Consider the following 25,678-nt stretch of genomic DNA (forward strand, 5'->3'; position numbering starts at 1 on the left):
AGGCTGTCTACATATAGACAGCCTACATGTAGACTCGACGCATGACTAACCGGGATAGGCTGCGGCCGTGAACGCCGATGCGCTCCGGGGCCATATGGACGCCCTGCTGCTCTCCGTGCTGGAGCGTGAGCCGCTGCACGGCTACGCGATCATCGAGGCGCTGCGCGAGCGCAGCGGCGGTGCGCTCGACGTGCCGACGGGCACGGTCTATCCCGCGCTGCGCAGGCTGGAGCGCGCCGGGCTGCTCGCCGGCGAGTGGGCCTCCGACGGAGGCCGCAAACGGCGGACCTATCGCCTCACCGACGCCGGGCGCACGGCGCTGGCGGGGGAGCGGTCGGCCTGGCGGTCGTTCACGACCGCGATAGGGAGGGTTCTCGACCCGCTGCGCTGAGCGCGGAGATCGCCCGGGTGCAGCGCAGGCAGTGCGCGGCGTTGTACAACTGGGCGATCGCGCACGCGTAGCTGACCATGGCCACGCCAAGGCCGGGCAGGTAGTCGGTGAACCCCACCGGGCCCTGCGAGGCCACCGCCAGCGTGATGCCCATGACCCCGATCAGCGGCGTCTGGATCCAGACGAACACCCCGAGCCACCGGGTGAGCCGTTCGGGCCCGGGGACGTGCCGCGATCCGCGCCCGAGCGCGAGCAGCGCGAGGCCGCCCACCACGCCCACGCCGAGCTGGAACGCGTCCACCGTCCTGGCGAGCGGCCCGAACCACACCGGCTTGATCTGCTCGATGTGCGGGCTCTCGGGGAAGATCCGCCAGATCACCGCCCACAGGAACGCGGTCAGCGGCACGCTGAGGAACAGCAGCACCGCCGTCCGCCTGCCCTGGCTCACCGCCAGCTCCCCCTGGAAACCCGGCGCGATCTCGGCGACGGCGCCGAAGTCGGTCACCGCCAGCCGTTCCGCCTCGTCCCGGGGGAGACCCTCGGCCTCGTACGCCTCGGCCGCGTCGAGCAGGCTGTCGCGCGCCTCGGCCAGCAGGTCGCGCTTGGCCCGGCCCGGGCCCCGCAGCGTGTGACGCATCGACGCGACGTACTCGTCGATCGGACCCGCGTTCCTCATCATCCCTCCCCGGTCTGCCGCAAGCGTACGGGCGGGACGTGCCGCCCGCATCAGGGGCATCCCTGACCCGGGCCTAAGGTCCCACCCGGTCCGAGCCGTACGGCACTGCCGTCGCGGGGGCGGCGGGCGCTTTGCTTGAGCAGGCGGGACGGGCAACGAGACGGCCGGCGAAGGCCTCCGGACGGGCAAAGGGGATGAGCTGCACCGCTCCGGTTCGCAGATACGCTGTTTCGAGGTGAACCCCGCCCCCAAAACATGGCCCTGTCCCTTTTGCGGCGCGAGGGACACGGGGGTTTTCTGGGTACAGGGATGCTCATGGGCGGTGTCTTCTGACCGTTTCGCCGCGGCAACACCCTGTTAACCCTGGTCGGCGAGACTGAGAGCGGAGAGCGAGGCGGAACGTGAACCAGCCGAAGATCGTGGTGGGCATCAACGGGTCGATGGCGTCGCAGGCCGCACTGCGGTGGGCCGCCGCCGAGGGTTCGCTGCGCGGCGCGCGGGTCGAAGCGGTGTACGCCTGGGAGTGGACGGGCGGGCTGCACGCCCACTACGCGCCGATCGCGAGCCGCACCTCACGGGAGGACGAGCGCAGGACCGCCCTCGACATCGCCGCCCAGGCCGTCGCCGAGCTCGGCGAGCGTGACGTCGAGCCGGTCGTGATCGAGGGGCCGCCCGCCCAGGTCCTGCTCCGCGCGACCGAGGGCGCCGACCTGCTGGTGCTGGGCGCGCACGAGGCCGAGTCGGAGCCCTACCCCGTGCTCAACCCGGTCGTCTCCGCCTGCCTGCTGCGGGCCAGGTGCCCGGTCGTCGTCGTGCTGCCCGGAATGGAGCACGACCGCCGTCCCGGGGTGCTCGCCGGAAGCCGGTCCTGACCCCTGTCTGATGCCGGGGGCCGGACGTCCTCCCGGTATCGGGACTTTCCGCCCTGCCGGAGCGCACGGCACGGGCGGACTCTGAGCGTATGGACCCCAGCAGCCCGGTCGACGCCCCGGGCATCGTCGTCGGGTACGACGGCTCCGACTTCGCCATGCAGGCGCTCGACTGGGCGATGGACGAGGCCGAGTTCCGCGGCTCGGCGATCACCGTCTGCCATGCCTGGCAGTCGCCGTACGGCACGGACGACGAGGAGGCGCGCCGGTCGCTGCAGCACGCGGCCGAGCACGTGCTGTGGCACGGCGCGGAGTGCGCCCGGCAGTGCACGAGCGGCGTCCGCGTGCGGGAGGACCTGTTCGAGGGGCCGGCCTCCGACCGGCTCGTCGCGCTGTCGGAGACGGCCGACCTCGTCGTCGTGGGATCGCGCGGCCTGAGCGGCGTGGCCCGGCGCGTGATGGGGTCGGTCGCGGGGCACGTCGCGACGCACGCCCTGTGCCCGGTGATCGTGGTGCGCGGCCGGGGGCCGCTGCCGCATCGCAGGCACCCCGGCCCGATCGTCGTGGGCGTCGGCGGCGGCGACGACCACGTCCTCGCCTTCGCCTACCACGAGGCCGCCCTGCGCGGGCTGGAGCTGATCGCGGTGCACGCCTGGCGCTACCCGGCCGCGGCCTGGAGCGCGGGCATGGCGCCCATGGTGATGTCCGACGTCCCCGGCAGGGAGGCCGTCGAGGCGCTGGAGGCCGCCGTGAAGCCCTGGCGCGCGCGATATCCCGAGGTGCGCACGCTGCTCAGGCCGGTCGAGGGGCCCGTGCTCGACGTGCTGGCCGGCGCCTCACCCGGCGCGACCATGCTGGTCGTCGGCGCGACCCGCGCCCGTGGAGTGCTCGGCAGGCTCGGGTCGGTCACCCGGCCGCTGATCGACGCGGTCACCTGCCCGGTCGCCGTCGTCCACTGCTGAAGCGCGGCGGCCGCGTGAGGACCGATCCATCCCGGATCGCGCCGCGCAAGGGCAGCAGCCCTACGGTTGCGACGTCTGCTAATCGGCAAATTCATACAAGTTTGTGATAAAGACACTTTTTGGTCCTGGTGTCGAGGTGATCTCCCCCTAAAGTCCGGGGCATGCGTGCTCTATCCCGGGCCTGCCCCGATGACCACCTCGGTGGCCGCGACTCGAGACGCGGTGTCGGCCGCGCCGCTCGCGCGGTCGCCGCGTTCGCGGCCGCAGGCCTCCTGACCGCCGGAGTCACGGTCGCGTCGACGTCGCCAGCCTCGGCCGAGCCGGGCGACGTGGTGATCAGTCAGGTGTACGGAGGCGGCGGCAACTCCGGCGCCCCCTACACCAACGACTACGTCGAGCTGTTCAACCGCGGCACCGCCGAGATCTCGCTGGACGGCTGGTCCCTCCAGTACACGAGTGCCACCGGGACCGGCCAGTTCGGCTCCCAGAAGCAGAACCTGTCGGGCTCGCTCGCCCCCGGGCAGTATCACCTGATCCAGCTCTCCGCCGGAACGACGCCGAGCGGCCCCCTGCCGTCCCCCGACACCGTCGGCACGCTGAGCCTGAGCGCCACGGCCGGCAAGGTCGCGCTGGTCCGCTCGACCACCGGCCTCGCCTGCAACGGCGGCTCCTCACCGTGCACCCCCGAGCAGACCGCGCAGATCGCCGACCTCGTCGGGTACGGCACGGCCAACTACTTCGAGGGCTCGGCGGCGGCCCCGGGCCTGAGCAACTCCACCGCCGCCGTGCGCGCCGGCGGCGGCTGCGCGGACACCGACGACAACGCCGCCGACTTCACCGCGGGCACGCCCGCGCCGCGCAACACGGCGACGCCGCCCGCTCCGTGCGGCGGCGTCTCCCCGTCGCCGTCCGCGACCCCCTCCGCCGGCCCCTCCGCCTCGCCGTCGCCGTCGCCCTCCCCGTCGCCCACGCCCACCGGCGATCCGTGCGACGTGCCGGCGAACCGGCAGATCGCCGAGGTCCAGGGCAGCGGCGACGCCTCCCCGCTCGCCGGGCAGACCGTCCGCGTCGAGGGAATCGTGACCGGCGACTTCCAGACGACCGGTCAGCAGAGCGGCTTCTACTTCCAGGACCCGACGCCGGACGCCGACCCGGCCACCTCCGACGGCCTGTTCGCGTTCGCGCGGGACACCCTGAAGGACGTGAAGGTCGGCGACCGGGTGCTCGTCACCGGCCGGGTCACCGAGTTCAACGGGCTCACCGAGCTGTCCCCGGTCACGGCGGTGGACGTCTGCGGCACCGGCACGATCACGCCGAAGGCCTACGACCTGCCGCGGGCCGGCGACGACACCTTCGAGCCGTACGAGAACGTGCTCGTGACCTTCCCCGAGGCGCTGACCGTGACCGACCACTACAACCTCGGCCGATACGGCGAGGTGACGGTCGCGGCGGGCGGCAGGCTGTTCCAGCCGACCGACCGCAAGGGCGTGGACCCCGCGCTGGACGCCCGCAGGACGCTGCTCGTCGACGACGGCTCGAACACCGAGAACCCGGCGACGATCCCCTACACGAGCCCGGAGGTCGTCCGGCTGGGCGACACCGCGAAGGGGATCACCGGCGTGCTGAGCTACGGCTTCGGGGCCTACCGGCTGGAGCCGACCAAGCCGATCACCTTCCAGCGGACCAACCCCCGCATGCCCGCGCCCGCGCCGGTCGGCGGGAACGTCCGCGTCGCGAGCCTCAACACGCTCAACTGGTTCACGACGCTCGGCTCGCGCGGCGCCAACACGGCCGAGGAGCAGCAGCGGCAGCTCAAGAAGATCGTCGCCACGCTCAAGGGCCTGAACGCCGACGTCGTCGGGCTCATGGAGGTCGAGAACAACGGTCAGACCGCCGTCGACGCGCTGGTCGCCGCACTGAACGCGGAGGTGGGCGCGGGCACGTACGCCGCGCTGACCCACCCCTACCCGGGCACCGACGCGATCCACGTCGCCGCGATCTACAAGCCGGCCAAGGTGACCCCAGTCGGGGCGACGCGGTCGTCGGCCGACCCCGTCTTCCGGCGGCCGCCGCTGATCCAGACCTTCCGCCGGGTGGGCGGCGGCCAGCCGTTCACGCTGCTCGTCAACCACTTCAAGTCCAAGGGCTGTGACGCGGAGGCCCCCAGCGGCGACACGGACCAGGGCGACGGCCAGGGCTGCTACAACGCCGAGCGCGTACGGCAGGCCAAGGCCGTGCTCGGCCTCATCGGCTCGATGGACCTGCCGAACCCGCTGGTGATCGGCGACCTCAACGCCTACGGCGAGGAGGACCCGATCCACATCCTGGAGAAGGGCGGCCTGACCAGCCTGTCCAAGCGGTTCGTGCCCGAGGACCAGCGCTACAGCTACCTGTTCGGCGGGCTGTCGGGCGAGCTCGACCACGCCATGGCCGGCAAGCAGCTGACCAAGCGGGTGACCGGGGCGACGATCTGGCACGTCAACTCCGACGAGTCGCGCATCCTCGACTACAACCTGGAGTTCAACCCGCCGAGCCTCTACCGGCCCGACGCGTTCCGCTCCTCCGATCACGACCCGTTGCTGATCGGGCTGGAGCTGCCCGGCGGCAAGCCCTGACGACCGGCACGCGAAGGGGCCCCCGTCGCCGGGGGCCCCTTTCCGTTCGTCAGGCGTCGGGATCGACGATGTCCCGCTTGGTCTGGGGCGGCTCGCCCGGCTTGCCGCCGAGACGCGGATAGCGCAGGTCGAAGGCGGGCCGCTCGGAGCGGATCGACGGCATCGACAGGAAGTTGTGGCGCGGCGGCGGGCAGGACGTCGCCCACTCCAGCGAGTTGGCATGCCCCCACGGGTCGTTCACCGTCACCTTCTCGCCGTGCCGTACGGTCCACCAGATGTTGTAGAGGAACGGCAGGGTGGACAGGCCGAGCAGGAACGCGCCGAGGCTCGACACCTGGTGCATCCAGGTGAAGCCGTCACTGGCCGCGTAGTCGCCGTACCGCCGCGGCATGCCCTGCGCGCCGAGCCAGTGCTGGATGAGGAACGTCAGATGGAACCCGATGAACAGCATCCAGAAGTGGATCTTCCCGAGCGGCTCGTTCAGCATCTTCCCGGTCAGCTTCGGCCACCAGAAGTAGAAGCCGGAGAACATGGCGAACACCACCGTGCCGAACACCACGTAGTGGAAGTGGGCGACCACGAAGTAGGTGTCGGTCACGTGGAAGTCCAGCGGCGGCGACGCCAGGATCACCCCGGTCAGCCCGCCGAGCAGGAACGTCACGAGGAAGCCCACCGACCACAGCATGGGCGTCTCGAACGTGAGATGGCCCCGCCACATCGTGCCCGTCCAGTTGAAGAACTTCACCCCGGTGGGCACGGCGATCAGGAACGTCATCAGCGAGAAGAACGGCAGCAGCACCTGGCCGGTGGCGAACATGTGGTGCGCCCACACGGTGACCGACAGCGCGGTGATCGCGATCGTCGCGCCGACCATCCCGACGTACCCGAACAGCGGCTTGCGGCTGAAGACCGGGATCACCTCGGTGACGATGCCGAAGAACGGCAGCGCGATGATGTAGACCTCCGGGTGGCCGAAGAACCAGAACAGGTGCTGCCACAGCATCGGGCCGCCGCTCGCGGGGTCGTAGATGTGCGAGCCGAGCTTGCGGTCGATCTCCAGCGCCAGCAGCGCGGCGGCGAGCACCGGGAAGGCCAGCAGCACGAGGATCGAGGTGAAGAACACGTTCCACGTGAAGATCGGCATCCGGAACATCGTCATGCCCGGGGCGCGCATGCACATGATCGTCGTGATGAAGTTGACCGAGCCGAGGATCGTCCCGAGGCCCGACAGCGCCAGCCCCATGATCCACAGGTCCCCGCCGAGCTGCGGGGTGAACGACGCGGACGACAGCGGCGTGTAGGCCGTCCAGCCGAACGTCGGCGCGCCGCCCGTGAGCGACGACGCCAGCACCATCAGGCCGCCGAACAGGAACATCCAGTAGCTGACCATGTTGAGCCGGGGGAAGGCCACGTCGGGCGCGCCGATCTGCAGGGGCATCACCGCGTTGGCGAACCCGGCGAACAACGGCGTCGCGAACAGCAGCAGCATGACGCTGCCGTGCAGCGTGAACAGCATGTTGTATTGCTGCAGCGTGACGAACTGCATGCCCGGTTCGAACAGCTCCGCGCGGATGACCATGGCTTCCAGGCCGCCGACCAGGAAGAAGAAGAACGCGGTGATCATGTAGAGATTGCCGATCACCTTGTGGTCCGTGCTCGACAGCCACGAGACGAGCAGGGCGCCGGGGCCCTTCTGTCCCGTCAGGTCGGTCGGCCGTACGGCGTGAGTCGTCATCGGCGTGCTCCTTCTACGTCAAGGAGGTCTGCTGCCCAATCACACGAGGCTCATCGCGAAATGGAATGCTGGGATCGACCGGCTGGTTATGCCCGCTGAAGACCGAGCGAAAGGAGTCGCCCGTGGCGACCATCGAGGTAACTGAGAAGAACTTCAACGACATCGCCGACAATGGCATCGTACTGCTCGATTTCTGGGCGTCCTGGTGCGGCCCCTGCCGGTCGTTCGCGCCGATCTTCGAGAAGGCGTCCGAGGAGCACACGGACATCACCTTCGGCAAGATCGACACGGAGGCGCAGCCGGGCCTGTCGGAGGGCTTCGAGATCACCGCGATTCCGACGATCATGGCGATCCGCGATGGCATCGTGGTGTTCGCCCAGCCGGGCGCCCTTCCCGCGCCCGCGCTGGAGGACCTGATCAGCCAGCTCCGCGCGCTCGACATGGACGCCATCCGCGCCCAGATCGAGGCGGAGGCCAAGAACTCCTGAGGCAGCGGGCCGCGCCCCCGGAAACGGAAACCGCCGTCACCCCGTCCGAGCGATCGGAGGGCGACGGCGGGTTCAGCGGTCCTGTGCCGGTGCCGGTCAGCTCGACCGGTAGAGCTCCGCGACGCGGAAGGCGAGGTCGAGCGACTGGCCGCGGTTGAGGCGGGGGTCGCAGGCGGTCTCGTAGCGCAGCGCCAGGTCCTCCTCCACGATCGCGTGCCCGCCGCCCACGCACTCGGTGACGTCGTCGCCGGTGAACTCGATGTGGATGCCGCCGGGGTGGGTGCCGAGCGCGTGATGCACCTCGAAGAAGCCCGCGACCTCGTCGAGCACGTCGTCGAGGCGGCGGGTCTTGTGCCCGCTCGGCGCCTCGAAGGTGTTGCCGTGCATCGGGTCGCACACCCACGCCACGGTCGCGCCGCTCGCGTTGACCTTCTCCACCAGCGTCGGCAGCGCGTCGCGGACCTTGCCCGCCCCCATCCGGGTGATGAAGGTGAGCCGCCCGGGCTCGTTGTCGGGGTTGAGCTTGTCGATCAGCGCGATGGCCTCTTCGGGCGTGGTCGTCGGGCCGAGCTTCACGCCGATCGGGTTGCGGATGCGGCTGAAGAACTCGACGTGCGCCCCGTCGAGCTGGCGGGTGCGCTCGCCGATCCACACCATGTGCGCCGACACGTCGTACGGCAGGCCGGTGCGCGAGTCGATCCGGGTGAGCGCCCGGTCGTAGTCGAGGATCAGGGCCTCGTGGGAGGAGTAGAACTCCACGGTGTGGAACTCCTCCGGGTCGGCCCCGCAGGCCCGCATGAACGAGAGCGCCTGGTCGATCTCCCGGGCGAGCTGCTCGTAGCGCCGCCCCGCCGGGGACTCCGCCACGAAGTCCTGGTTCCACGCGTGGACCTGGCGCAGGTCGGCGTAGCCGCCCTTGGTGAAGGCCCGCGCGAGGTTCAGCGTGACGGCGGAGGAGTGGTAGGCGCGCAGCAGCCGGTTGGGGTCGGGACGGCGGGCCTCGGCGGTGAAGTCGAAGCCGTTGACCATGTCGCCCCGGTAGGCCGGCAGCTCCAGGCCGTCGCGGATCTCCGTGGGCTTGGAGCGCGGCTTGGCGAACTGCCCGGCGAGCCTGCCGATCTTGACGACCGGCACGCGGCCGGCGTAGGTCAGCACGATCGCCATCTGCAGCAGGGTCTTGAGCTTGTTGCGCACGTTCTCGGCCGTCGCGCCCGCGAAGGTCTCGGCGCAGTCGCCGCCCTGCAGGACGAACGCCTCCCCGCGCGCCACGGCGGCCATGCTCTCCTTGAGCTGGTCGCACTCGCCGGCGAACACGAGCGGGGGCAGGGACGCCAGCTCCGCTACGACCTTGTCCAGCTCACCGCGGTCCGGCCAGTCCGGCTGCTGGGCCGCGGGAAGATCACGCCAGGCGTCCAGGGCAGGGCCGCTCACGGGGTCGAGGTTCGTTGCGCTCACGGGAACCAAGGTTATTGCACCCGGTCCTGTGCGGGCCCCGTCCTGTCCATTTGCTGAGATCTTTTTTCTCGCAGCGGAAGACGTACGTGCTCGGGCAGGACGCCGAGACCGATGAACCGCGGCACCAGCGAGCGCACCGCCGGCACGCGGGTGAGAGCCGGGATCCGCCCCACGGGACCGGCGAGCGCCGGCCGGATGAGGCGGTCCTGCACCACCCGCTGCGCGGTCTGCACGACGATCGTGGGCACCTTCCTGCGGCGCTGGACCCTGGCGAGCACGGCGGCGGGCACCCGGCCGCGCAGCAGGGCGGGCCCGACGACGTTGGCGGCGGCGACGGCGTCCGCCACGGCGAGGTTGATCCCGACGCCGAAGACCGGCGACATCGCGTGGGCCGCGTCGCCGATCAGCAGCAGCCCGGGCAGGTGCCAGCGGGTGAGCCGGTTCACCTCGACGCTCAGCACACCGGTCTGGTCGAAGCCGTGCAGCTCGCCGGTCCTGCCGCCGAGGAAGGGCAGCAGCCGTCCCACCTCGCGGCGCAGCTCGCCGACGCCCTTCGCCTCCAGCGCGGCGAAGCCGCCCTTGGGGATGATGTAGGCGAGCTGCCAGTAGGTCTCCCTGTTGATCGCGACCATGAGCCGTCCGGCGGACGCCCGCAGGAACGGCTGCTCGGGATCGCCCTCCGCCCGCGGCAGCCGGAACCACACGACGTCCATCGGGGCGCCGAAACGCTTGGGCGCCAGCCCGGCCGCCCGGCGCACGTCGGAGTGCCGGCCGTCGGCGGCGACGGTGAGCACGGCCCTGATCTCGTGCTCCTCGCCCCGCTCGTCGCGGTAGCGGACCCCGCGGACCGCGCCGTCGTGCCGTACGAGGTCGACGACCTTGGCGTTCATCAGGAGGTGGAAGTTGGGATAGGCGGCCGCCTCGCGGGTGAGGAGGTCGAGGAAGTCCCACTGTGGGACGAAGGCGATGTACTGGTACTTCCCCGGCAGGCGCCGCAGGTCGGCGATGGGCACCTCGCCGTCGTCGGTCCGCATGGACAGCGTGTGCGCCTTGCGGTGCGGCAGCCGGTGGAACGCCTCGCCCAGGCCGATCTCGTCCAGGATCTGGAGGGTCGAGGGATGGATGGTGTCACCGCGGAAGTCGCGCAGGAAGTCCGCGTGCTTCTCCAGCAGAGTGACATCGACGCCCGCGCGTGCCAGGAGCAGTGCGAGCATGGCCCCCGCGGGCCCGCCGCCCGCGATCACACATGTCGTCTCCATAATTCATCACCCGCTGAAATTGTCTCACGCGGGGGGCCGGGCCGCCAGATGTGGGCCTACCGGAGCGCGTGCGGGACCGCTATTTTGTGATCAATGGAGTCGGCCTTTATGGAGTCCGCTGTGAGTGCTCGTGTGAGTCACCTGCCCCGCGTCGCGGCCGGGACGATGGTCCTGTCCCTCGTGGCCTCGCTGACCGTAGGGGCGCCCGCGGCCCTCGCGGCGACCGGCGACTCCGAGCCGCACACCGGCAACGGGTGCGGCTCGCAGTCCCTCACGCTGGAGGCGTGACCTCAGACGTGCGCGTGGTTCCTCGCCCCCGCGCGCAGCAGGTCGAGGCAGGCGGCCAGTGACCGCGTGGTGATGTCCCTGATGCGGGCGTAGGACTCCTCGGGATACTGCCGGGGGCCGTCCTCCACCAGCATGATCAGGTAGAGGTAGACCCGATAGAGGGCGATCCGTACGCGCGCGGCCTGGTCCAGCCGCACGGGGCCGGCCTCCTGCCGGTAACCCATGAGCATCGGGTCGTCCTCGCGCAGCTCGTCGAAGATCGTCGGAGTGACGAAGTCGGCGAGCGGGTCGCCCCAGAACGCCCTCTCGTGGTCGATGAGCGCCTGCACGCGGTTGTCGCCGTCCAGGAACACGTTGCCCGGCCACATGTCGAAGTGCACCAGCGACGGCGTGGTGACCTGGTCGAGGACGTGCGCGTTCATGTGGACGAGCCCGACGATCTCCACGATCGTGGCGGGGAGCGGGGTGTTGTAGTAGACCGCGTCGTCCAGCAGGGCGCCGACCATGATGAGGAACGCCTCCCGCCAGGTCCGGCCGGTCAGCCCGGCGTACGGGTAGCCGAAGACGCCCGTGCCCGGGATGGAGTGCAGGCGGGCGAGGTGGCGGCCCAGCTCGAACCGGAGCGCGCCCTCCTCCGCGGGGCTGAGCGTCGTCCGGTTCCACGGCACCCCGTCGAGCGCGGACAGGATGAGGTAGTCGCCGCCCAGCAGCGGGTCGTCGAACGACGCCTTGAGCAGGGCGGCCATCGGCAGCCCGGCGGGCTGGGCGAGGTGGTAGACCATCGCCTCGGTGCGCAGCAGGTGGCGCTCGTAGGCCAGCAGCCGCAGGTCGGGCGGCGGCCCCACCTTGAGCACCACCTGACGTCCGTCGTCGAGGCCGAGCCGCCAGACGGCGTTCGCGAAGCCGTCGGTGAGCTCCTCCGACGAGGTCACCCCGCAGCCGAGCGCGTCGCGGGTGACCTCGTCGAGCCGGGCGGGGGACAACCGCCTCTTCGTCCTGCTGTCCATTCAGCCTTCCAATGACGCAGTGGTGACCGCGATGGCCCACGTGGCCTCGTGCTTGTCCCCCGGCTGCAAAACGATCAGGTCGGTGCCCGAGTTGAACGCGTCGGGCGGGCAGGTCATCGGCTCCACGGCCAGCCCCTGGTGGCCCAGCCCCGTGCCGGTGCAGATCTGGACCCACGGCAGCACCGCGGGGTCCCAGGTGAGCTCAACCCCGCCCTCCGGCCCCAGCACGCGTACGCGTCCCTCCGTCACGCCCGTGAAGGCGTGGTCGACGGCGGTGTCCCCGATCACGCGCGGCGTCCTGAAGTCGTAGGGCGTTCCCTCGACCTCCACCAGGTCGGTGGGGGCGAGCAGGTCGTCGGTGAGCAGCACCCGCCCGGCCGGCAGGCCGAGCTCGTAGGCGGTGACGTCGGGCCCGGCCAGCAGCCACGGGTGCGGCCCGCAGCCGTACGGCGCCGCCGTCTCGCCCACGTTCTGCGCCGTCAGCGTGGTCGACAGGCCCTCGGCGGACACCGAGTGGCGCACCTCGAGGGAGATCCTGTGCGGGTAGCCCTCGGTGGGCTCCACGACGTGCGTCAGCCGTACGTGGCCGTGGTGGTCCTCCACCGACAGCAGCTCCGCGCACTTCCAGTCGACGCCGGAGACGAGGCCGTGCAGGGCGTGGCCGCGGTCGGGCTCGTTGACCGGCAGGTGGCGGCGCTGCCCCTCGAAGACGTACGTGCCGCCGACCACCCGGTTGGGCCATGGCGCCAGGATGGTGCCGCTGTAGTAGGGGACCGGCCCGCCTTCCGGCCAGCTCGTCAACAGTCCGCGGCCCTCGTGGCGCAGCACCCGGAGCGCGCCGCCCCGCTCGCTGATCGTGGCCTGGTATCCGCCGCCGGCAATCGTGTAATCGGGCACGGGGGAGTCCTCTCGCTGACGCGACGTCAAGAAGCTGGTCATCTGACGGTATGCAGGGACTTTATCCCAGCTCATCGCCCTTGATCCAAGCGGGGTGGGAGGATTGTGGGAGCGCTCCCACTTCGGGTAAAGCTAAGTCTTTTCGGCGGACGCGTCAACTTATTCGCGGGATTATCGCGTAGATCGGTATAAGTGCACTGATTTGCCGCACAGCGGCACTTGCGTGCACGTGCATGGGCGAGCGCCCACCACCGCGTGCTGAAAGTTTCAGCGGTTCCGGGCAGCCGTCATCGCACCGCCGCGCGACGGGTCCCGGAGGCCGGTGTCCCGGAAAAGCATCCCGGAGACAGGAGGGCACAGGAGGCGGTGCCGGCCGGGCCTCTGGACAGGGCCCCGGACAGGGCGTGGCAGCAAGGGGCCCGGCGGCACGGTGCCTCCCGGCACTGCGCGCTCGGCACTGCGCGCTCGGCACAGGGCCCCGGAAGCCGGGCGCTCGGCACTGCGCGCTCGGCACAGGGCCCCGGAAGCCGGGCGCGGGGCATGCCGGCCCGAGTGGGCGGGGGAAACCGCTTCGCTCATCGGGCCGGCGTGCTCGCCGAGCGTGTTATCGGGTGCTGTTCATCGGGTCGTGTTGGTCGGGTGGTGTCGCTCCATGCTGTTCGCCGGGTCGTCGCGGGCTCGTCGCGGGCCCGGCGCGGGGGTCAGCGCAGCTCGCCGCTCTTCACCACGTCGCGGTACCAGAGCGCGCTGTCCTTGGGCGTACGCTGCTGCGTCGCGTAGTCCACGTATACGATGCCGAACCGCTGGCTGTACCCCTCGGCCCACTCGAAGTTGTCCAGCAGCGACCACACGTGGTAGCCCTCGACCTGCGCGCCGGCCTCCATGGCGCGGTGCATCGCGCTCAGGTGGGCGCGCAGGTAGGCGATCCGCCGGTCGTCGCGGACCCGGCCGTCGGCGTCGACCCCGTCCACCGTGGCCAGGCCGTTCTCGGTGATGACCATCGGCACGCCCGGGTAGTCCCGGTGCACCCGGACGAGGATGTCGTGCAGGCCCTCGGGGTAGATCTCCAGCCACTCGGCCTGGGCCCGCTCGTGCAGGAAGACACGTTCGCCCTTGCCGTCCACGAAGACCGGCGTGTAGTACTGCACGCCGAGGACGTCGATGGGCTCGCTGATGACGCCGAGGTCGCCGTCGAGGATGTGGTCGGCCATCGGGCCGCGCTCGGAGATCCAGCGCAGCGTGTCCTCGGGGTAGCGGCCCTTGAAGATCGGGTCGAGGTAGAGCCGGTTCTCCAGCCCGTCCTGGTGGTGCGCCGCCTCGCGCGCCTCCGGCGTGTCGTCGGCCGGGTAGGTCGGGTGCAGGTTGAGCGCCGGGCCGATGCGGCGTCCGGGGTGCCGCTCGTGCAGCACCCGCGAGGCGAGGCCGTGGGCGAGCAGCAGGTGGTGGCAGGCGACGAACGCGCGCGCGTCGTCCTTCACGCCCGGCGCGTGGGTGCCGAAGCGGTATCCGCAGTCGACCACGGTCTTGGGCTCGTTGATCGTCAGCCAGTCCCTGATCTCCAGGGCGTCGAAGCAGATCTCGGCATACTCGGCGAAGCGCTCGGCCGTGTCCCGGTTCTCCCAGCCCCCTCGGTCCTGCAGCTCCTGCGGCAGGTCCCAGTGGAAGAGCGTGGCCATCGGCCGGACGCCGCGTTCTGCCAGCCCGTCCACGAGCCGGCGGTAGAAGTCGAGGCCCTTCTGGTTGGGCTTGCCCGAGCCGGTCGGCTGGATCCGCGGCCAGGCGATGGAGAAGCGGTAGCTGCCCAGGCCCAGATCGGCGATCAGGTCGAGGTCCTCGTTGTAGCGGTGGTAGTGGTCGGCGGCGTGCTCTCCGCTGTCGCCGTCGCGTACGTTGCCGGGGACCGCGCAGAACGTGTCCCACACCGATGGCCCGCGGCCGTCCTCCGTGGTCGCGCCCTCGATCTGGTAAGCCGCGGTGGACGCGCCCCAGACGAAGTCGGCCGGAAACCGTGCGGGTGAGTTCATGGCTTCATCCATTCTCGGTGAGGAAACGCGCGGGTGATTCGAGCGCCGTGCGGAGCTCCCCGAGGAACTCCGCGGCATCGCGACCGTTGATGTAACGGTGGTCGTATGCGAGGCCAACTGTGGCGGTCTTGCGTACGGCGAAGCCCGGACCGTCCTGGACGACCTCCGGACGCGGTGCCGTCAGCGACAGCGCGCACGTCTGGCCGGGGAAGACGATCGGGACGGCGAACACGATGCCGTCGTGCGTGTGCAACGTGAGCGTGATGGCGCCTCCCTGGAGGTCGCGTTCCCGGAACGACCCGGTGAGCGCCGTCTTGCGGAAGCCGACCAGGTCACCGGCGATCTCGGACAGCGGCCGGTTGCCCGCGTCGCGGACGACCGGGATGAACAACCCCCGGCCCACGTCGACCGTCACGCCCACGTCGGCGGTGGCGGCCCTTCTCGCCCGGGGGCCGGGGCCGGGCGCCGCGAAGAACATCGGGAAGCGGTCGAGCAGCCCGCCGGTCGCCTTCACCACCATCTCGGGCAGCCCGACCAGCGTGCGCAGCCGGCGGGTGAGGTCGCGGGCGAGCGACAGGACCTCGGTCACGTCCACGTTCATCGCCGTGAAGGCCGCCGGGATCTCGCGCCGGGACCGTTCGACGACCTCGGCCGTCCGCTGCTGCGCCCGCGACAGCGTGATCCACTGCGCGTCGTCGTCATCCGCCAGGACGTCCCCTGCCTGGGCGTCCGCCGCCAGGACGTCCCTTGCCTGGGCGTCCGCCGCCTGGGCGTCCCCTGCCTGGGCGGCGTCCGCGGCGGCGGGGGAGGGCTCCTGCGCGGCGAGCAGCTCCTCGACGTCGGTCCGCCTGATGACCTTGCGGCCGAGGGCGTACACCCGATCCATGGCGACGCCGTGCGCCTCGATGAGTTCGCGCGCGGGCGCCGTGACGATCACCCCGGAGACGTCGCCGGGCGGCGCCGCGGTCTGCGGCCCGCCCGGGTTTCCGTCCGCGGCCTGCTGAGCGGCCTTCCCCGCGGCCTGCCGGGCGGGCCCGGCCGTGGTCTCCCCGGCGTCCTCGTCCGCGCTCGCGAGCAGGCGGGCGATCACCTGCCCGGGCTCGCACTCGGCCCCCTCGGCGAGCAGCCGCCGCAGGACGCCGTCCGACGGGGCCTCGACCTCCTCGGTCGCCTTCGACGTCTCGAGCAGCACGATCGGATCGCCGTCGCGCACCGTCTGCCCGTCCTCGGCCAGCCACTCGACCAGCACGTACGACGTGTCGTTGTTGTTGAGCTTGGGCACCCGGAAGTCGGTCACGACAGCGCCTCCCTCACCGCGGCCCTGATGCTGTCGGACTGCACGAGCACCTCACGTTCCAGATGGGGGGCGGCGGGGATCACCCCGTCCGCCGAGTTGACCAGCGTGATCGGGCCCCCGAGGCGGCCCCACAGGCGCGGATAGAGCGCCGTGGCCACCTCGGACGCCCAGGAGCCGCCCTCGGTGCCGTCGTCCACGACGCAGACGTGCGGCGCGTCCTCAAGCCCCGGCAGCCGCGGCACGGGATAGAGCTGGGCGGGCACCAGCAGCTCGCAGACCAGGTCGTCCTCCAGGAGGAGCGCCCGCATGGCGTCGAGCGTCCGGTGGACGAGCCCGCCGTGGGTGACCAGCGTGCAGTCGGGCCGGCCGGCGCCGTCGACGCGCACCCGCGCCACGTCGTCCACCAGCTCGACGGTGAACAGGTCGTCCACCTGGTGCATCTGCCGCGTGTAGAGCACCTTGTCCTCGAAGAACAGGCAGGGCCGCCCCAGGCCGAACATCCGGGCGAACAGCTCGCCCGCGTCGTGGAACGGCGTCATCTCGAACAGCGACAGCCCCGGCACGCCGATGAAGTGCTTCTGCGGGTTCTGGCTGTGGGTCGGGCCGTAGCCGCGGTTGCCGCCCGTGGGGCAGCGCACCACGAGCGGGATCGGCACCGGCCTGCCGTACATGGAGGTGGACTTGGCGGCGAAGTTCGTGATCTGGTCGAACGCCAGCGCCACGAAGTCGGCGAACATGATCTCGACGATGGCCTTGTCGCCGGCCAGGGCCAGCCCGGCCCCGACCCCGGCGATCGCGCCCTCGCTCAGCGGCGTGGACCTCACCCGGGAGCCGAACCGGCCGGACAGCCCGCGGGTCACCTTGAACGCGCCGCCGTACGGGTCGCTGACGTCCTCGCCGAGCAGGTGGACCGAGGGGTCGGACTCCATGAGGTCGTGCAGCGCCTGGTTGAGGTGCTCGGAGACCCTGGTCACGCCGCTCCCCCCGGCCGGGCGTGGGGCCGGGCGGAGACCTCGGCGACCACGCGTTCGACGAGCTCCCGCTGCTCGGCGTCGATCCGGGCGAACCGCTCGGGATCGGCCTCGGCGTACCGGTCGTACCAGTCGGACTCGCGGGCCCGGCGGATCTCCTCCGGCGGGCGGGTGTCGTCGCCCTTGCTGTGCGGTCCGAGGCGGTGGGTGGCGAACTCGACCACCAGCGGGGACGGCTCGGTCCGTACGGCGTCGACCAGCGGCGCGAGCGCCTGCCTGATCTCGCCGACGTCGGTGCCGGTGATGTGGTGGTGCCGCACTCCGAAGGCCGCCGCCCGGGCGGCGATCGTGCCGGCCATCTGCGCGGACGTGGGGGTCGACTGGGCGATGCCGTTGTGCTCGACCACGACGAGCAGCGGCACCCGCCAGAGGGACGCCATGTTCAGCGCTTCGTAGACGGCGCCCTCGCCCCAGGTGCCGTCTCCGATGTACGCGCAGGCGAGCGCGCCCGTTCCGGCCAGTTTGAGCGCCACCCCGGTCGCCACGGGCAGGCTCTCGCCCTGCACTCCGGTCGAAAGGAACCGCTGGTGGTAGATGTGCTGGCTGCCGCCGACGCCCCCGCACAGCGCGCCATCCCGCCCCATGATCTCTGCGAGCAGGCCGTACGGGTCGGGGTGGCGGGCGAGGAAGTGGCCGTGCCCCCGGTGGTTGCTGAAGACGAAGTCGTCGTCGCGGAGCAGGGACGACACCGTGACCGGGATGTACTCCTGCCCGAGGCAGGTGTGGGTGGTGCCGCTCAGCACGCCCTGCTCGAACAGGCGGAGCAGGGCGCGTTCGAAGTGCCGGATGAGCAGGAGTGAGCGGAGGTCCCCGTCGTTCAGGGCATGCCCCGGGCTCCGGGACGGTGCGGCGGTGACGATCACAGGTGGTCCGCTCCTGGTGCGTCTCTGGTCGAGGGGTGCGCTCGACGCCGGGCCCCGTTGCCAGGGACAGGAGCACCACGGCATCCAGCACAGGAGCAGCGGCATCCGTTGACAGGAGCGCCAGCACCCTTTCGACAGGAGTAACGGGATCACCCTGTCTGGGAGCGCTCCCACGGAGGGTAGGTGCGGTAAGGGTCCATGTCAATCCCTGGCCGAACAGCAATTTTGGGAGATTACGACCGCATTGTCCGTGATCTGCGGCAATATCCTCACATTCACCGTCTTGGGGCTAATAACGGACAGAAACTTCCATGACACTTGACGAACGAAAGCCGTGATCCCTAGCCTCCACTGCCGTGGGAGCGTTCCCACTACCGCGTCCGAAAATGGGGGTTAAGGCGCGAGCGGCAGTGGATTCCGCGCCGCGCCAGGCACCAGTATGGAAGCTTCCGGCGGTGATTCCGCCGCCGGGTCGTTGGTCCGCGTCTTCGCAACGAATCGCCGGCGTGCCGAAGCGCAGAGCGCATAGAGGAATGCCATGTTCTTAATTAAAAATTCAACAGAGGTGCCGGCGTCGTGACCCGGACCGGTCTCTCACCGGCGAAGCAGGCGCTGCTCGCGCAGCGGCTCAGGGCCGGGAAAGCCGCGAGGGTCACCGTGCCGCCGCGCCCGGCAGGCACCCCCCCGCCGCTTTCGCACGCCCAGGAGCGCCTGTGGTTCCTGGAGCAGTACGCCCCGGGCACCACCGCCTACACCGTCCCCTTCGCCGTACGGCTGGACGGCGATGAGATCGACGGCGAGGCTCTGGAGCGCGCGCTCGCCGAGGTGGCCCGGCGCCACGAGAGCCTGCGCACCCGGTTCGTCACCACCGACGACGGGACGCCCGAGATCGTGCTGGACGACGAGCCCGTCGTGGAGCTGCGGCTGACGGAGGCGGACGACCCCGCCGCCGCGCGGGAGGAGGTCCAGGCGCAGCTGGCCCGGCCGTTCGACCTGGCGACCGGCCCGCTGGTGCGGTTGCTCCTGGTCCGGCTCGGCGCCCGCGAGCATGTGCTGCTCCTGACCATGCATCACGCCGTCACCGACGGCTGGTCGTGCGACATCGTGCTGGAGGAGCTGCTCGCCCTGCACGAGGCGTACCGGACCGGCGCCGACGCCGGCCTCGCCGACCCGCCGGTGCAGTACGGCGACTACGCGCTCTGGGAACGCGGACGGACCCACGAGGACGACATCCGCTACTGGCGGGAGCGGCTGGCCGGGCTGCCGCCGCTCGAACTGCCCACCGACCTCCCGCGCCCGCCCGAGCAGGGGTCCGCGGGGGCGGCCCACGGCATCACGCTCGACCGCGAGCTGGCGGACGCGCTCACCGCGCTGGGCGGGGCCAACGGCGCGACGCTGTACATGACGCTGCTCGCCGCCTTCCAGGTGCTCCTCGCGCGCTACTCCGGCCAGGACGACTTCGCGGTGGGATCGCCCGTGTCGGGCCGCGACCTGCCGGAGCTGGAGCGGGTCGTCGGGCTGTTCATCAACTCGCTGCCGATGCGGGCCGACCTGTCCGGCGACCCGACCTTCACCGAGCTGCTCGGCCGGGTGCGCGAGACCGCGCTGGACGCCTACACGCACCAGGAGCTGCCCTTCGACCGGCTGGTCGGCGAGCTCGGCGTCGAACGCGACGTGAGCAGGTCGCCGGTGTTCCAGGTGATGTTCGCGCTGCAGAACTACCGGTCGGCACCGCTGCGCACCCAGGGCCTGACCATGTCGGCCTACCCGTTCGAGGTGACCGCCAGCCGGTTCGACCTCGCGCTCTACCTGATGGACCAGGGCGACGGCCTCCACGGCAGCATCACCTACCGCACCGAGCTGTTCCGCCCGGCCACGATCGCGCGGATGGCGGAGTGCTTCGAGCACCTGCTCAGGTCGATCGTCGCCGATCCCCATGCCCGGGTGTCCGACCTGGAGCTGCTCCCGGCGGCCGAGTGCGACCGCGTGCTCGCGTTCGCGGGGGCGGGCCCCGAGCCCGAGACGCCCCCGGCGGACGCGTTCGGCGGGGCCTCGTCGCTGCACGAGGCGATCGCCGCACAGGCGGCCCGCACCCCGTCCGCCACCGCCGTCGCCTGCGGCGGCGACGCCCTCACGTACGCGGAGCTGGACGCGGCGGCCGACCGGCTCGCCCGGCGGCTGCGCGGGCACGGCGTGGGGCGCGACGACCGTGTGGCGATCTGCCTGGAGCAGTCGACCGGGCTCGCGGTCGCGGTGCTCGGCGTGCTCAAGGCGGGCGCGGCCTACCTGCCGCTCGACCCCGAGCACCCGCGCGGCCGGCTCGAGTTCGTCCTGGCCGACGCCGCGGCGTCGATCGTCGTGACCAGCCCGGACCTGCGCGACCGGCTGCCGGACGACGTCACCGCCGTTCACCTCGGCGAGGAGGCGCCGGAGCCCGTCGACCCCTGGGAGCCCGCGACGCCGGGCGACCTCGCGTACGTGATCTACACCTCCGGCACCACCGGGCGGCCCAAGGGCGTCGCGGTGCAGCACCACGAGGTCATGGTCTATCTCGCCGGGGTGCGCGAGCGGCTGGGCGTGGAGCCCGGCTCGTCCTTCGCGTTGCTCCAGTCGCTGGCCTTCGACTTCGGCGTCACTGTCTTCTACCTGTGCCTGATGACCGGCGGCACGCTGCACCTGGTGCCCTCGCGCACCGCCGGTCCCGAGCTGGCGGAGATCTTCCGGCGGACCGGGATCGACTACCTCAAGATCACGCCGTCGCATCTGGCGGCGCTGCTCGCCGACGCTGGGCCGGGCGACCTGCTGCCGAGGAAGCTGCTGCTCCTTGGCGGCGAGGCGGCCCCGCGCGGCTGGGCGGCCGAGCTCGCGGCGCTGGGCCGCTGCCGGGTCGTCAACCACTACGGGCCGACCGAGGCCACCGTGGGCGTGACCACCTACGACGTCGCCCGGCTGCCCGCTCCCGACGGCCCGGCCGAGGCGAGCGTGAGCCTGCCGATCGGCTCGCCGCTGCCCGGGGCGCGGGCGTACGTGCTGGACGAGCGGTTACGCCCGGTGCCGGCCGGAGTGCCGGGGGAGATCTACCTCGGCGGCGACCGGCTGGCCCGCGGCTACCTGAACCGGCCGGGCCTGACCGCCGACCGGTTCCTGCCCGACCCGTACGGCCCGCCCGGGTCGCGCATGTACCGCACCGGCGACCTCGGCCGCTGGACCGACGCCGGCGACCTGGAGTTCCTCGGCCGCCGCGACCTCCAGGTGAAGATCCGCGGTTACCGGGTCGAGCTCGGCGAGGTCGAGTCGGTGCTGGCCGACCACCCGGACGTCGCCCAGGCGGTGGTCGAGCCGCGCGGCGAGCAGCTCGTCGCCTACCTCGTGCCCACCGCCGGAAACGCCGCCGTCGACGGCGCGCGGCCGGAGACCGCGGACGTGCGCGCGTGGCTGGCCGACCGGCTGCCCGCGTACATGGTCCCCTCGCGGTACGCCTGGCTCGACGAGCTGCCGCTCAAGTCGCACGGCAAGGTGGACCGCTCGCGGCTGCCCGAGCCGGAGGCCGACGTCGCGGCGGCCGAATACGTCGCACCGGCGCCCGGCCCCGAGGAGGACGTGGCCCGCGTCTGGGCGGAGGTGCTGGACGTCGAGCGCGTGGGGGCGCTCGACGACTTCTTCGCCCTGGGCGGCCACTCGCTGCTCGCGATGCGGGTCATCGCCCGGCTGCGCAAGGCGCATCCGGACCGGCGGATCACGGTGCTCGACGTGTTCAAGCACCGCACCGTCCGCGAGCTGGCCCGGCTGCTCACCGCCGAGGGGGACGTGCCGCGGTCGCTGCTGCACCGGCTCACCCCCGCCAGGGCCGCCGCCACGACCCTGGTGTGCGTGCCGTACGGCGGGGGCAGCGCCGTGGTCTACCAGCCGCTCGCCGACGCGCTGCCGGACGACTGGGCGCTGTATTCGGTCGCCGTGCCCGGCCACGAGCTGGGGGAGGAGGCACGGCCGTTCGACGAGGTCGTCGTCGACTGCGTGGCCGAGATCTCCGAGATCCTGGACAGGAACGGCGGCTCGCTCGTGCTGTACGGCCACTGCGGCCTCGGCGTCATGCTGTCCTCCGAGATCGCCCGGAGGCTGGAGGCGGACGGCCGCACCGTGGACGCGCTGTATCTCGGCGGCGTGTTCCCCTTCGCCCGGCCGGGCCGCGGCCTGAACTGGCTCGGGGCCTTCTTCGACCGCCTCACCAGCGACCAGCAGCGGGTCAACGCCCTGACCGCGGCCGGGCTCGACGTGGAGGAGCTCGGCCGGGAACAGATCAAGCTCATCGTGCGCAACCGCCGCGAAGGCACCCGCGCCGCCGAGCGCTACTTCACGCAGATCTTCGAGGAGGGCGGCGGCCCGGCGCTGCGCGCGCCGGTGATCGCCGTGGTCGGCGAACGCGACCCGGCGGCCGAGTTCTACCAGGAACGTTACAAGGAGTGGCACTGCCTGTCAGAACAGACGGCGTGCGTCGTCCTCGACGAGGCCGGTCACTTCTTCCTGCGCTACCGCAACGAGGAGCTGGCCGAGATCGTCACCGGCATCCACCGCAAGCTCGCCTCCGGGCGTACGGAGGGGATGGAGCGGGACGACACCCGCACCTGGTGGCTGGAGGGCGTCTCGCGCAGGTCCCCCGAGGCCGGGGCCGAGACGGGAACGGCCCTGGACGGCACGGGCGGCACGGGCGCGGGGCAGGACCGAGCGGACGGCGTGAACGGCGCGGCGGAGACGCGGGTGCGCGTCGGCCCGCCGCCCAGCATGCGGCGCTTCCTCGTCGTCGCGGCCGGGCAGCTCGTCTCGATGACCGGGTCCGCGCTGACCGAGTTCGCCATCCCGCTGTGGATCTATCTCACCACCGGGTCGCTCGCCAGGTTCGCGCTGTTCTCCGTGCTCGGCCTGCTGCCCGGCATGCTCGTCGCCCCGCTGGCCGGCGCCATCGTCGACCGGTTCGACCGGCGCAAGGTCATGATGGCAGGGGACGCCGCCGCCGGCGGCACCCAGCTCATGCTGGGACTGCTGCTGTGGACCGGCAACCTCCAGGTCTGGCACATCTATCCGCTGCTGGTCTGCCTGTCCGTCGCGCTCACCTTCCAACGGCTCGCGTACGGCTCGGCGATCCCGCAGCTCGTGCCGAAACGGTTCCTCGGGCACGCCAACGGCGTCGTCCAGATGGCCACCGGCACCGCACAGCTCATCGTGCCGCTGATCGCGGTCGGGCTGATGGCGGCGATCGGGTTGGAGGGGATCCTCGTCATCGACGTGGCCAGCTACGTCGCCGCCACGCTGACCGTCGCGCTGATCCGCTTCCCGGCGACCATGGCCTGGAAGCGGCGCGAGAGCGTGCTCGCCGAGATGCTGGGCGGAATCCGCCACTCCTGGGGCAACCGGGGCTTCCGCGCGATGCTGTTCTACTTCGCGGTGCTGAACATCTTCCTGTCCCCGCTGTTCATGATGATCTCGCCGCTGGTGCTGTCGTTCGGCACGCTGGCCGAGGTCGGCCGGGTGTCGTTCGCGGGCGGGCTCGGCGCGTTCCTCGGCGGCCTGGCCATGGCCGCGTGGGGCGGGCCGCGCCGCAGGCGGCTGCTCGGCGTGCTGCTGTCGACGCTAGCGCTGTCGGTGTTCTGCCTGCTGACCGGGCTGCGCCCCGACCTGTTCCTCATCGCGGTCGGCGCGTTCGGCATGTCGCTGTGCCTCACCCTGCTGAACGGCGTCTACGCCACGATCATCCAGGTCAAGGTGCCGCAGCGGTTCCACGGCCGGGTCATCGCGCTCAACACGCTGGTCGCCTGGTCCACCCTGCCGATCGGGTTCGGCCTGGTCGCGCCGTACGGCGCGCAGGTGTTCGAGCCGCTGCTCGCCCCGGACGGGCCGCTCGCGAACACGGCGGGCGTGCTGCTCGGCACCGGCGCGGGACGCGGCATCGGCTTCATGTACGCCTGCTTCGCGGTGGCTATCGCGGTCATCGCGCTGGTCGCGCTGCGGGTCCGGGTGCTGCGCCGGTTCGACGTCGAGGTGCCCGACGCCCTGCCGGACGACATCGTCGGTTACCAGGCGCTGACCGAGCGCATCGCGGCCGCCCGTACGGAGGCCAAGACGGAAGCCCGGACAGGCGACACACGGGCGGACGACACCAGGGCAGGCCGCGAGCCCGAGAAGGAGCACGCATGACGGGGACGCCGAGGACGACGAGGACGACGAGGGCGCGCGGCGTGCCCACGCTCACCGTGCCGGAGCTGCTGCGGCTGCGCGCGGAGCAGGAGCCCGACGGCGTCGCGATGATCGTCGAGGGACACGGGGCGCTCACCTTCGCCGAATGGGACCACAGGTCGGCCGCGCTCGCCGCCGGGCTGGCCGCCCGGGGCGTCGCCCCGGGAGACCGGGTGGCGCTGCACTTCGGCAGCCGCGACTGGATCGACTTCGCGGTGGCGTTCTTCGGGGTACTCAAGGCGGGCGCGGTGGCCGTGCCGATGTCGGACCGGCTGGCCCCGGCCGAGCTGCGCTACATGGCCGGTCACTGCGCGGCGTCGGCGGTGCTGCTCGGCCGCGATCTGGCGGCGCCAGAGGGAGAGCACTGGAGCGCGACCCCGGCGGAGCTGGAGGCCGGTTTCGATCCGGAGACGGCGCCGGATATGCCGCGGGTGCGGCCCGGCGACCTGGCGCAGATCCTCTACACCTCCGGCACGACCGGGCGGCCCAAGGGGGTCGGCGCCAGCCACGCCAACCTCGCCTACGGGTGCGTCACGCAGCCCAAGCACCGCAGGTTCGCCCACTCGCGCCATCTGCTGCACGCCTTCCCGATCGGCACCAACGCCGGGCAGACCATGCTGATCAACGCGCTGGACGCCCGGCCGGCCGTGCTGACCCCGGCGAGGTTCACCCCCGGCCGGTTCGCCCGGCTGATCGAGACCTACCGCCCGGGAACCGTGTTCCTGGTGCCGTCCATGGCGATCGAGCTGCTCGACGCCGGGCTGCACGAGCGGCACGACATGTCCAGCGTGGTGCTGCTCGGGTCGGCGGCGGCCGCGCTTCCCCCCGCCTTGTCGGAACGGCTGTCGGCGGCCTTCCCGAACGCGACCGTGACGAACTACTACACGTCCACCGAGGCCGCCCCCGCCCAGACGATCATGATTTACGACCGTACGCGGCCGGCCGCGCTGGGGCGGCCCGCGTTCGGCGGCTCGCTGCGCATCACCGACGAGGAGGGCAACCCGCTCCCGCCCGGGGAGACCGGCGAGGTGTGGATGCGGTCGCCCACCGCCACCCGCTCCTACTACGGCGACGCCGAGGCCAGCGCCCGGTCGTTCCGCGACGGCTGGGTGCGCATGGGCGACGTCGGATACGTGGACGCCGACGGCTACCTCTACCTCGTCGACCGGGAGAGCGACGTGGTGAAGACCGGCGCGTTCAAGGTGTCCACGCTCCAGGTGGAGGCCGCGCTTCACGAGCACCCGGGCATCGCCGAGGCGGCCGTGTTCGGGCTCCCGCATCCGGTGCTGGGCTCCGTGCTGGGCGCCGCGATCGTGCCCAGGACGAAGCCGAGCACGGAAAGCCCCGGGTCGTCCGAGAGCCCCGGGTCGTCCGAGAGCCCCGGGTCGTCCGAGAGCCCCGGGTTGTCGGAGAGCCCCGGGTTGTCGGAGAGCGAGGTGCGCGCCTTCCTGATGGACCGGCTGGCCTGGCACGAGCTGCCCGAACGGGTCCTCGTGGTCGACAGCCTGCCCAGGAACCAGTCAGGCAAGGTCATCAAGAAGGAGCTGCCCGCGCTGCTGGGCGGCCTGAGCAGCACGACGGAAGGCGAGTGAG

18 protein-coding genes are annotated in these 25,678 nt (G+C 71.6%); 8 read left to right on the top strand and 10 right to left on the bottom strand.

Features of this window, described 5'->3' with window-relative positions; genetic code table 11:
- Positions 1-67: 67 nt before the first annotated feature.
- Positions 68-391, top strand: coding sequence for a helix-turn-helix transcriptional regulator (locus HCK04_RS16905; protein WP_142623248.1), 324 nt, complete (start codon positions 68-70; stop codon positions 389-391).
- Here the strand turns inward: HCK04_RS16905 and HCK04_RS16910 are convergent.
- Positions 351-1,067: a permease prefix domain 1-containing protein gene (locus tag HCK04_RS16910; RefSeq protein ID WP_142648383.1), complete on the bottom strand. Its 717-nt coding sequence runs from the start codon at positions 1,065-1,067 to the stop codon at positions 351-353. The genes HCK04_RS16905 and HCK04_RS16910 overlap by 41 nt on opposite strands.
- A gap of 401 nt (positions 1,068-1,468) precedes the next feature.
- Between HCK04_RS16910 and HCK04_RS16915 the strand changes: the two genes are divergently transcribed.
- From HCK04_RS16915 to HCK04_RS16925, 3 genes are all read left to right on the top strand, one after another.
- Complete coding sequence (locus HCK04_RS16915) at positions 1,469-1,939, top strand: universal stress protein (RefSeq protein ID WP_142648296.1); 471 nt, start codon at positions 1,469-1,471, stop codon at positions 1,937-1,939.
- An 89-nt stretch (positions 1,940-2,028) separates the two neighbouring features.
- On the top strand, positions 2,029-2,898 hold the full coding sequence (locus tag HCK04_RS16920; RefSeq protein ID WP_142648297.1) for a universal stress protein: 870 nt from the start codon (positions 2,029-2,031) through the stop codon (positions 2,896-2,898).
- Positions 2,899-3,059: 161 nt separating this feature from the next.
- Positions 3,060-5,513: an ExeM/NucH family extracellular endonuclease gene (locus tag HCK04_RS16925; RefSeq protein ID WP_142648298.1), complete on the top strand. Its 2,454-nt coding sequence runs from the start codon at positions 3,060-3,062 to the stop codon at positions 5,511-5,513.
- Between the two features lie 49 nt (positions 5,514-5,562).
- Here the strand turns inward: HCK04_RS16925 and ctaD are convergent, their stop codons facing one another.
- A complete protein-coding gene (gene ctaD / locus HCK04_RS16930; RefSeq protein ID WP_142648299.1) occupies positions 5,563-7,248 on the bottom strand; it encodes a cytochrome c oxidase subunit I in 1,686 nt (561 codons plus the stop codon).
- A gap of 122 nt (positions 7,249-7,370) precedes the next feature.
- On the opposite strand from ctaD, the gene HCK04_RS16935 reads away from it, so the two are divergent.
- Positions 7,371-7,736 (top strand): thioredoxin domain-containing protein, encoded by a 366-nt coding sequence (locus HCK04_RS16935; protein WP_142648300.1) that lies wholly within the window; start codon positions 7,371-7,373, stop codon positions 7,734-7,736.
- Positions 7,737-7,832: 96 nt separating this feature from the next.
- Here HCK04_RS16935 and HCK04_RS16940 read toward each other — a convergent pair whose 3' ends face one another.
- On the bottom strand, positions 7,833-9,167 hold the full coding sequence (locus tag HCK04_RS16940) for a 3-deoxy-7-phosphoheptulonate synthase class II (protein ID WP_142648384.1): 1,335 nt from the start codon (positions 9,165-9,167) through the stop codon (positions 7,833-7,835).
- 35 nt (positions 9,168-9,202) lie between these two features.
- The gene (locus HCK04_RS16945; protein WP_142648301.1) at positions 9,203-10,450 is read right to left on the bottom strand and encodes an FAD-dependent oxidoreductase; all 1,248 of its coding nucleotides are present in this window, start codon (positions 10,448-10,450) and stop codon (positions 9,203-9,205) included.
- A gap of 120 nt (positions 10,451-10,570) precedes the next feature.
- Between HCK04_RS16945 and HCK04_RS16950 the strand changes: the two genes are divergently transcribed.
- Positions 10,571-10,738, top strand: a complete 168-nt coding sequence (locus tag HCK04_RS16950) for a hypothetical protein (RefSeq protein WP_168065994.1) — start codon at positions 10,571-10,573, stop codon at positions 10,736-10,738.
- Positions 10,739-10,740: 2 nt separating this feature from the next.
- Here HCK04_RS16950 and HCK04_RS16955 read toward each other — a convergent pair whose 3' ends face one another.
- The 6 genes from HCK04_RS16955 to HCK04_RS16980 all read right to left on the bottom strand — a co-directional run bounded on the left by HCK04_RS16955 (position 10,741) and on the right by HCK04_RS16980 (position 17,857).
- Positions 10,741-11,745: a phosphotransferase gene (locus HCK04_RS16955; RefSeq protein ID WP_142648302.1), complete on the bottom strand. Its 1,005-nt coding sequence runs from the start codon at positions 11,743-11,745 to the stop codon at positions 10,741-10,743.
- On the bottom strand, positions 11,746-12,642 hold the full coding sequence (locus tag HCK04_RS16960) for an aldose 1-epimerase family protein (protein WP_260617306.1): 897 nt from the start codon (positions 12,640-12,642) through the stop codon (positions 11,746-11,748).
- Between the two features lie 701 nt (positions 12,643-13,343).
- On the bottom strand, positions 13,344-14,666 hold the full coding sequence (locus tag HCK04_RS16965) for a GH1 family beta-glucosidase (RefSeq protein ID WP_205830355.1): 1,323 nt from the start codon (positions 14,664-14,666) through the stop codon (positions 13,344-13,346).
- Between the two features lie 4 nt (positions 14,667-14,670).
- Positions 14,671-15,963: a 2-oxo acid dehydrogenase subunit E2 gene (locus HCK04_RS16970; RefSeq protein WP_142648305.1), complete on the bottom strand. Its 1,293-nt coding sequence runs from the start codon at positions 15,961-15,963 to the stop codon at positions 14,671-14,673.
- On the bottom strand, positions 15,960-16,937 hold the full coding sequence (locus HCK04_RS44230; protein WP_142648306.1) for a transketolase C-terminal domain-containing protein: 978 nt from the start codon (positions 16,935-16,937) through the stop codon (positions 15,960-15,962). The genes HCK04_RS16970 and HCK04_RS44230 overlap by 4 nt, the downstream gene beginning before the upstream one ends.
- The gene (locus HCK04_RS16980; protein ID WP_260617307.1) at positions 16,934-17,857 is read right to left on the bottom strand and encodes a thiamine pyrophosphate-dependent dehydrogenase E1 component subunit alpha; all 924 of its coding nucleotides are present in this window, start codon (positions 17,855-17,857) and stop codon (positions 16,934-16,936) included. Before HCK04_RS16980 ends, HCK04_RS44230 begins: the two co-directional genes overlap by 4 nt.
- A gap of 576 nt (positions 17,858-18,433) precedes the next feature.
- Between HCK04_RS16980 and HCK04_RS16985 the strand changes: the two genes are divergently transcribed.
- Both HCK04_RS16985 and HCK04_RS16990 read left to right on the top strand, forming a co-directional pair.
- Positions 18,434-24,046, top strand: a complete 5,613-nt coding sequence (locus HCK04_RS16985; RefSeq protein WP_142648307.1) for a non-ribosomal peptide synthetase/MFS transporter — start codon at positions 18,434-18,436, stop codon at positions 24,044-24,046.
- Entirely contained in the window at positions 24,043-25,677 is a 1,635-nt protein-coding gene (locus HCK04_RS16990; RefSeq protein ID WP_142648308.1) for an AMP-binding protein, read from the top strand. The genes HCK04_RS16985 and HCK04_RS16990 overlap by 4 nt, the downstream gene beginning before the upstream one ends.
- Position 25,678 lies beyond the last annotated feature (1 nt).

Source organism: Microbispora sp. CL1-1, from assembly GCF_012034195.1.
Taxonomy (GTDB): domain Bacteria; phylum Actinomycetota; class Actinomycetes; order Streptosporangiales; family Streptosporangiaceae; genus Microbispora.

Bases quoted from the DNA above. Each gene is read 5' to 3' on its own strand.
- HCK04_RS16990 (WP_142648308.1), top strand. From the start codon at position 24,043: ATGACGGGGACGCCGAGGACGACGAGGACGACGAGGGCGCGCGGCGTG.
- HCK04_RS16955 (WP_142648302.1), bottom strand. From the start codon at position 11,745: ATGGACAGCAGGACGAAGAGGCGGTTGTCCCCCGCCCGGCTCGACGAG.
- HCK04_RS16945 (WP_142648301.1), bottom strand. From the start codon at position 10,450: ATGGAGACGACATGTGTGATCGCGGGCGGCGGGCCCGCGGGGGCCATG.
- HCK04_RS16920 (WP_142648297.1), top strand. From the start codon at position 2,029: ATGGACCCCAGCAGCCCGGTCGACGCCCCGGGCATCGTCGTCGGGTAC.
- HCK04_RS16925 (WP_142648298.1), top strand. From the start codon at position 3,060: ATGCGTGCTCTATCCCGGGCCTGCCCCGATGACCACCTCGGTGGCCGC.
- ctaD (WP_142648299.1), bottom strand. From the start codon at position 7,248: ATGACGACTCACGCCGTACGGCCGACCGACCTGACGGGACAGAAGGGC.
- HCK04_RS16910 (WP_142648383.1), bottom strand. From the start codon at position 1,067: ATGAGGAACGCGGGTCCGATCGACGAGTACGTCGCGTCGATGCGTCAC.
- HCK04_RS16965 (WP_205830355.1), bottom strand. From the start codon at position 14,666: ATGAACTCACCCGCACGGTTTCCGGCCGACTTCGTCTGGGGCGCGTCC.